The organism is Kitasatospora putterlickiae, from assembly GCF_039527695.1.
Lineage (GTDB): Bacteria > Actinomycetota > Actinomycetes > Streptomycetales > Streptomycetaceae > Kitasatospora > Kitasatospora putterlickiae.
Window position 1 is genome coordinate 4,605 of the sequence record NZ_BAAAKJ010000261.1, and the last position, 6,493, is coordinate 11,097.

Consider the following 6,493-nt stretch of genomic DNA (forward strand, 5'->3'; position numbering starts at 1 on the left):
GTCCTCACTCTCATCCTGTGGACAGGGGAGCAATGCTCAACCTCCGGTTGGACCCGTCCGACGTCTCCCGCTACCCGTGGCAATGGTCAAGAAGCGGGTGGCGGTGCGGCCCCTCGTGGGCCGAGCCGTACGACCATCCGATGACCGACGCCCGGGCGATCACCGACGGCACCCGAACCGCACTCATCACAAGCGCTACGGTGACCGGATCCGACAAATCCGGCGCCTTCCCCGTCCTGATCGACGCCGAGACCTATGACTCCACCCTCGCTGCGGCCCGGGCCGAACGCGACGACTGAATCACCGTCGAAACCACTCGGACCGGCACCGCCGAGATCACCACCGGCACCGCCGGCACAGCGCCGATCTACCTCACCACCAGAGCCGGCGCGCTCTACGGATCGTGGGACCTGCTCACCGTGCGCGAGCAAGCCACCGACACCGGCCTCGACCTGCTGGAGATCACCCGCCGCGTGTCCCTGCGGACCCGGTACACGCCCGCGACGTTCTGGCGGGGAGTCCACCTCCTGACCGAACGGGCCGCTGTCCACCTCGCCCAGGACGGCACACTCGTCCTCCGTCTCCCGGAGCCGGCCGAGCACACCCGCGCCCGGACCCTCCAGGTCGACGCCGACCCCGTCCCCGCGTTCACCCGACTACTCGGTCACGTCATCGCCCGGCACCCCTGGAAAGGCGCCAGCACCGGCGTTCAGCTCTCCGGGGGCCTCGACTCCACGAACGTCGCCCTCGCCCTCGCCGCACATCCGGGCCATCACGTCACCGCCGGGACCGTCATCCTCGACGGTGAACGCGGCGAGCAGCAGACCGACCGCCGAGCAGTGATCCTCGGACACATCGGCGCCTCCTGGCGCGACGTCATGGTCCCCGCCATGGATCACCTCCCCTACGGCCCGACCTCCCGGTACTCGCGCCCCGGGCACGTCTCCCCGTACGGGGACCTCTACCTGGACGCGATCGACCGACTGTCCGACCTCTTGTCCAGCCGTGGAGTCCAAACCCTGTTCACCGGTATCGGCGGCGAAGAGCTCATGTCCTTCACCACCGCCGAGAGGCCGCACGGCACCACGGGGCCGGACCTCGCTGTTCCACCATGGCTCGGCCCTACCGCCCGCGGGCTGCTCGCGGAGGTGGACCGCGGCATCACGCCGGCGGCCGTGGTCCCCGAGACGGCACTCATGGCGAAGGCCGGCGTCGCGGCCCCGCTCCTGCGGCGCGGGATCTGGCCCATGCACCCTCTCACCGACCCGGCCCTGATCCGGTTCTGCGAGTGGATGCCCACCGAGTGGCGCCGTGACAAGCGACTCCTTCGCGAGGCCATCGACCGCGCCGGCCTCCCGCCTCAGATCGCCCGGCCGCCGATCCCGGAGAACTTCGGGCATGTCATGACACTCGCGATGCGCCGCCACGGCCCTGCCCGCATTCACCGGATCCTTGATCAAGGATCACCCCTGATCGAGGACGGGATCGCCGACCCCGTCGAATTGAAGGCCGTCGCGGGCCGCCTGCGCACCCGCGACGACTCCCGCGCGGACCGGGAGGTCGTGTTCGCGCTCCTCGCGGACTCCGCACTCACCGGCCGCTGAACGCGTCGGGCCCGGGGAGAGGCTCTCCCCGGGCCCGACGTGCATCTCACAGACCTCGGCCGGCCATCAAGTCAGCCAGCGCCGGGACACGTTCCGCGCGCCGTTGCAGAAGGAACACCTTCACCTCTTCGAGGTCGACCACCCGGGCGAGGGTCCATCCTTGCGTCTCCTGGTAGTACCGGGAGAGCCGCTCCTGAGCAGTCCCGCGCCGCACCCACAGACGGCCTTCGACCGCTGCCCGGTCGAGCGTCCACCACGCCACCAGACGGCCGAGGCGATGCGGGTTCGGCCGGGTGAACGTCGTCGCGAGGAACAACGACGACTCCGCCCGCTCGTCTTCGGTGAACCCCCACGCCGGCAGGGCTTCGGTGCCGAGAACGGTCGTGCATCCGACTACGCCGTCTGCCTCATGTTCGAGCACCCACACCGGGATGTCAGGGTTTCCGGCCTGCGCGGCGAAGTCCTCGGCCGCTGCCTCGCACTCCCCGAGCCCACGGGCCGAAAGCCACGCCGACCGCTCCCGAACCATGCCGGCGATCGACCCGGCGTCCCCGGCCGTCGCCTCGCGCATCCGATACATCGCAACTCTCCCTCCGGCACACCCACGCGAAGCCTAGACCTCAGAGGGTTCGCTCGGGTGAAGACCGGCACGGCCGATGCCCTCCGAACACGCGGCGCCCGCCGGGATCCCTCCCGGCGGGCGCCGTGCTGTCGGGCACTGTGGCTCAGGGTGCGGCGCGGGACGCCGTGCCGCCGGTGGTGTCCTCCGGCGCGGCGTCGCCGCCGGGTGGTCGCCCGACCTCCTTCAGGGTGGACTGGGCCCGTTCGTCGACCAGCCGCGTCACCAGGTGCTGCGCGGCGCCGAAGGCCACGCCCCAGGCGAGCACCTGGGCCCGGCTGTCGAGGTCGCTCAGGCCGGGGACGAACGCGCCGCGGATCAGCAGCAGGCCGATCAGCGCGGAGAGCGCGCCGGTGGGGAACTTGAGGGCCGCCGCCGCCAGCGGCAGCATGAACGGCGCGCTGGTGCCCTGGATGCGGCGCAGCGAGCCGATCACGGTCAGCGCCGCGCCGGCCAGGCCTGCCACCTCGACGGTGACGATGTCCAGCCGCGAGGCGTAGTCACCGGGGATCGGCCGGCTCGGGACCCACGGGTACTCCCCGGACGGGCAGACCACCATCCGGACGGTCGACGGCCCCGGCGAGGCGGAGGGAACCGGGCTGAAGCAGAGGCTCAGCGACTTGGGGAAGACGGCGCCGAAGACGGCCAGCGAGACCACGCCGAGCAGGACGCAGGCGCTGGCGGCCCAGAGGATGTTCCGCAGACTGCGCACCCGCGCGTACTCGGCGTCGAGCGCCGCGTACGCCGCGTCGAGGGTGTGCACCAGCAGGCTTCGGTCCGCCTCGCCGACGGGTTTGTCCTTGGATCCGACCCGCGCGGTGAGGGCGAGGGTGTGCGGGTCCTTCTTGCCCAGGTGCAGCCGCGCCATGGTCAGGATGTCGACGGCGCGGGCGGACAGCGACTCGGCGGGGGCGAGTTCCAGGAGCAGGACGTCGGCGGAGCGGGCGTTCGACCAGCTGCCCTCCAGGGCGGTGGCCCCGGACCAGAGCTTGCGCCAGCCGTGCTTCTCGGTCGCCGCCGTGGTGGCCCTCTCCAGGCACTGGCGGGCGCCCTCGATCAGCTGCCACCGCCCGCAGTCGTCCTTGTCGGCCTCGCACTCCTGCCGGTCGAGTTGCGCCCGCAGGTAGGCGACCCGGGCGAGGACGCGTTCGCGCCACGCGGATCTCTGTCTCCGCCGCTGCTCCGGTAACCGCTCGGACCGCTCGTCCGCCGGGGTACCGTCCGCTGGGGTACCCATCTCGACCACGCTCCCAAGTCGAGACGTTCTCTTCCTCCACCGTAGGCCCATTCGGGCCGCAACGGGGCACCGGCGCCCCCGTGGTGACGGTGGGGCGCCGGTGCGTCACAGCGAGCGAACGTTTCCTCAGCAGCCGTTGAGGATCGAGGAGAGGGCGCTCTTCTCGGCGCTGTCGACGGTGAGGCCGTAGTAGTACTTCACCTGGACCCAGGCGCGGGCGTAGGTGCAGCGGTAGGAGGCCTGCGGCAGCCAGCTGGACGGGTCCTGGTCGCCCTTGGAGCGGTTGGAGCTCGCGGAGACGGCGATCAGCTGCGGGCGGGTCAGGTCGTTGGCGAAGGCCTGGCGCTGGGTGGTGGTCCAGGCCCAGGCGCCGGAGCGCCAGGCCTCGGCGAGCGGCACCAGGTGGTCGATGTCGAAGGCCGACGCGCTCGTGGTGGTGACGTTGTCGTAGACGGAGAACCAGCTGCCGCTGACGGCGGCGCAGCCGGCGTCGGTGACGACGTTGACGCCGTCGCGCTTGAGGACCGTCTCGCGGGTGTTGCAGGTGCCGGCGATGGTGATCCAGTGCGGGAAGAGCGCGCGGTCGTAGGTGGTGGTGTGGGACTCGGCGGTCACCGCGATGGTGGCGAGGTAGGTGCGGGCGGTGGCGGCCGTGACCGGGGTCGGCAGGGCGGCCCGGGCGGTGCCGGCGCCGGTCAGCAGGGCGGTGAGGGCGAGCAGCAGGGCGCCGAGGGCGGCGGCCAGGGTGCGGCGGGGCGCGGGTATGGCGGACATCGCGGACATGGGGGACTCCTGGGTCGGGGAGGGTGGCGGAAGGCCCCCGGGCGGGAACCGGCCCGGGCACGCCAACCAGCATGGGACCCAAGGGGTTTACGCGGGTAGAGCCGCGAGGTGAACTTTGACTCCGCGTCAGCCGCCGGGGCGTCCGCGAACGCCGATCGCCCCGCCCGGCGGGTGGCCGAGGGGGCGATCGGGGGTGCCGCGAAGGCCTGAACCGTTCGCTCAGGCGGCCGACTCGGCCTCGCCGGCCTTCGGGGCGACCGGCTTGGCCGGGCCGCCGCCGAGGAGGCCGAAGAAGAAGGCCAGGGTCGGCACCAGGTAGGCGAGCCAGACCACCACCTGGAGGACCGTCGGGTCCGGCTGGAAGTTGAAGACGCCCTTGAGCAGGGTGCCGTACCAGCTGTCCTTGGGGATGGTCGAGGAGATGTCGAAGGCGAAATCGTGCAGGCCGCCGAGCCACCCGGCCTCCTGGAGGTCGTGCACGCCGTAGGCGAGCACGCCGGCGGCGACCACGACCAGCATGGCGCCGGTCCAGGTGAAGAACTTCGCCAGGTTGATCTTCAGCGCGCCCCGGTAGAACAGCCAGCCCAGCACCACCGCGGTCAGCAGGCCGAGCGCCGCGCCGATGATCGGGTTGTAGCCGTCCTCGGTGGCCTGCACCGCGGTCCAGATGAACAGCGCGGTCTCCAGGCCCTCGCGGCCCACCGCCAGGAAGGCGGTGGCCACCAGGGCGCCGGTGCCCATGGCGAGGGCCGCGTCCAGCTTGCCGTGCAGCTCGGACTTCAGGTGGCGGGCGGTGCGGCGCATCCAGAACACCATCCAGGTGACCAGGGCGACGGCGATGATCGACAGCGTGCCGCCGAGCGCCTCCTGGGCCTCGAAGCTGAGCTGGGTCGAGCCGAACTGCAGCACGGCGCCGAACGCCAGGCTGAGGGCGACGGCCACGCCGACGCCGGCCCAGACCGGGGGCAGCCGGTCCTTGCGGCCGGTCTTGACCAGGTAGGCGATCAGGATGCAGACGACCAGGCTGGCTTCGAGTCCTTCGCGCAGGCCGATCAGGTAGTTGGCGAACACGCTGGCTCCCTGGGGACGATGAGGTGGTACGGGCGAAACAGGTGGGGGGCCTCAGCCGAAGAGGGCCTGGCCCCACCACTCGCCGGGCTTGCGGACGCCCGCGGGGCAGGCGAAGTGGGCCGAACCGACGTGCAGGATGTACTCGTTGAGCGCGTCGGAGGCCGCGAGCCGCTGCTGGAGCGGGACGAAGGACTTGCGGCTGTCCCGCTGGTAGGCCAGGAAGAACAGGCCGGCGTCGAGCCGGCCGAGACCGTCGGTGCCGTCGGTGAAGGAGAAGCCGCGGCGCAGGATCATGTGGCCGTCATTGGTGTCCGGGTGGGCCAGCCGGACGTGCGCGTCCACCGGCATCGCCTTGAGGTCCGGGTCGTCGTGCTCCTTGGTCCGCCCGTACGCGGCGCCCTCGCCCTTGGTGCGGCCGAAGACGTCCTCCTGCTCCTTGAGCGAGGTGCGGTCCCAGGTCTCGATGTGCATCCGGATCCGGCGGGCGACCAGGTAGGAGCCGCCGGTCATCCAGTCCGGGCCCTCGCCGGGGGCGACCCAGACGTGCTCGGCGAGCTTGGCGGTGTCGGTGCCGGCGATGTTGTGGGTGCCGTCCTTGAACCCCATCATGTTGCGCGGGGTCTGGGCGTCCGGGGTGGTCGAGGAGGTCTTGCCGAACCCCAGCTGCGACCAGCGGATGTTGACGGTGCCCATGCCGATCCGGGCCAGGTTGCGGATCGCGTGCACGGCGACCTGCGGGTCGTCGGCGCAGGCCTGGACGCACAGGTCGCCGCCGCTGCGCTGCGGGTCGAGGTTGTCGCCCTTGAACTTGGGCAGGTCGATCAGGGCCTCGGGGCGCTTGGCACCCAGGCCGAAGCGGTCCACGCCGTCCTTCTCGAACAGGGTCGGGCCGAAGCCGATGGTGAGGGTCAGCCGGGAGGCCGGCAGGCCCAAGGCCTCGCCGGTGTCGTCCGGCGGCGCCTCCGGCAGGCCGCTGGCCGCGCCGCTGCCGACCTCGCGGCCGCCGGTCATCGCGGCGGCGGCCTTGGTCCACTCCTTCAGCATCCTGATCAGCGAGTCGCGGGTCGCGGACGAGGAGACGTCGAAGGCGGCGAAGTGCAGCCGGTCCTGGACGGGGGTGGCGATGCCGGACTGGTGGTCGCCGTAGAAGGGGACGTCGGCGGTGGCGGCGGCCTCCAG

At 71.8% G+C, this 6,493-nt stretch carries 7 protein-coding genes; 2 read left to right on the plus strand and 5 right to left on the minus strand.

The genetic code is table 11. From position 1 onward, the window contains the following. Nucleotides 1-140 precede the first annotated feature (140 nt). Together ABD308_RS26755 and ABD308_RS26760 are read left to right on the plus strand one after the other, a co-directional pair. Nucleotides 141-299 (plus strand): hypothetical protein, encoded by a 159-nt coding sequence (locus tag ABD308_RS26755; protein WP_344339503.1) that lies wholly within the window; start codon nt 141-143, stop codon nt 297-299. A gap of 120 nt (nt 300-419) precedes the next feature. Beyond that, nucleotides 420-1,604, plus strand: coding sequence for an asparagine synthase-related protein (locus tag ABD308_RS26760; protein WP_344339506.1), 1,185 nt, complete (start codon nt 420-422; stop codon nt 1,602-1,604). A 46-nt stretch (nt 1,605-1,650) separates the two neighbouring features. On the opposite strand, the gene ABD308_RS26765 is transcribed toward ABD308_RS26760, so the two are convergent. The 5 genes from ABD308_RS26765 to efeB all read right to left on the minus strand — a co-directional run. Next, the gene (locus tag ABD308_RS26765) at nt 1,651-2,184 is read right to left on the minus strand and encodes a GNAT family N-acetyltransferase (RefSeq protein ID WP_344339508.1); all 534 of its coding nucleotides are present in this window, start codon (nt 2,182-2,184) and stop codon (nt 1,651-1,653) included. 145 nt (nt 2,185-2,329) lie between these two features. Beyond that, nucleotides 2,330-3,460, minus strand: a complete 1,131-nt coding sequence (locus ABD308_RS26770) for a hypothetical protein (RefSeq protein WP_344339510.1) — start codon at nt 3,458-3,460, stop codon at nt 2,330-2,332. 126 nt (nt 3,461-3,586) lie between these two features. Continuing rightward, nucleotides 3,587-4,234 (minus strand): HNH endonuclease family protein, encoded by a 648-nt coding sequence (locus tag ABD308_RS26775; RefSeq protein WP_344339516.1) that lies wholly within the window; start codon nt 4,232-4,234, stop codon nt 3,587-3,589. Between the two features lie 228 nt (nt 4,235-4,462). Further along, complete coding sequence (gene efeU, locus ABD308_RS26780) at nt 4,463-5,314, minus strand: iron uptake transporter permease EfeU (RefSeq protein ID WP_344339512.1); 852 nt, start codon at nt 5,312-5,314, stop codon at nt 4,463-4,465. A 51-nt stretch (nt 5,315-5,365) separates the two neighbouring features. Next, nucleotides 5,366-6,493, minus strand: a 1,128-nt coding sequence (gene efeB, locus ABD308_RS26785) for an iron uptake transporter deferrochelatase/peroxidase subunit (protein WP_344339514.1), incomplete at its 5' end; no start/stop codon positions are given.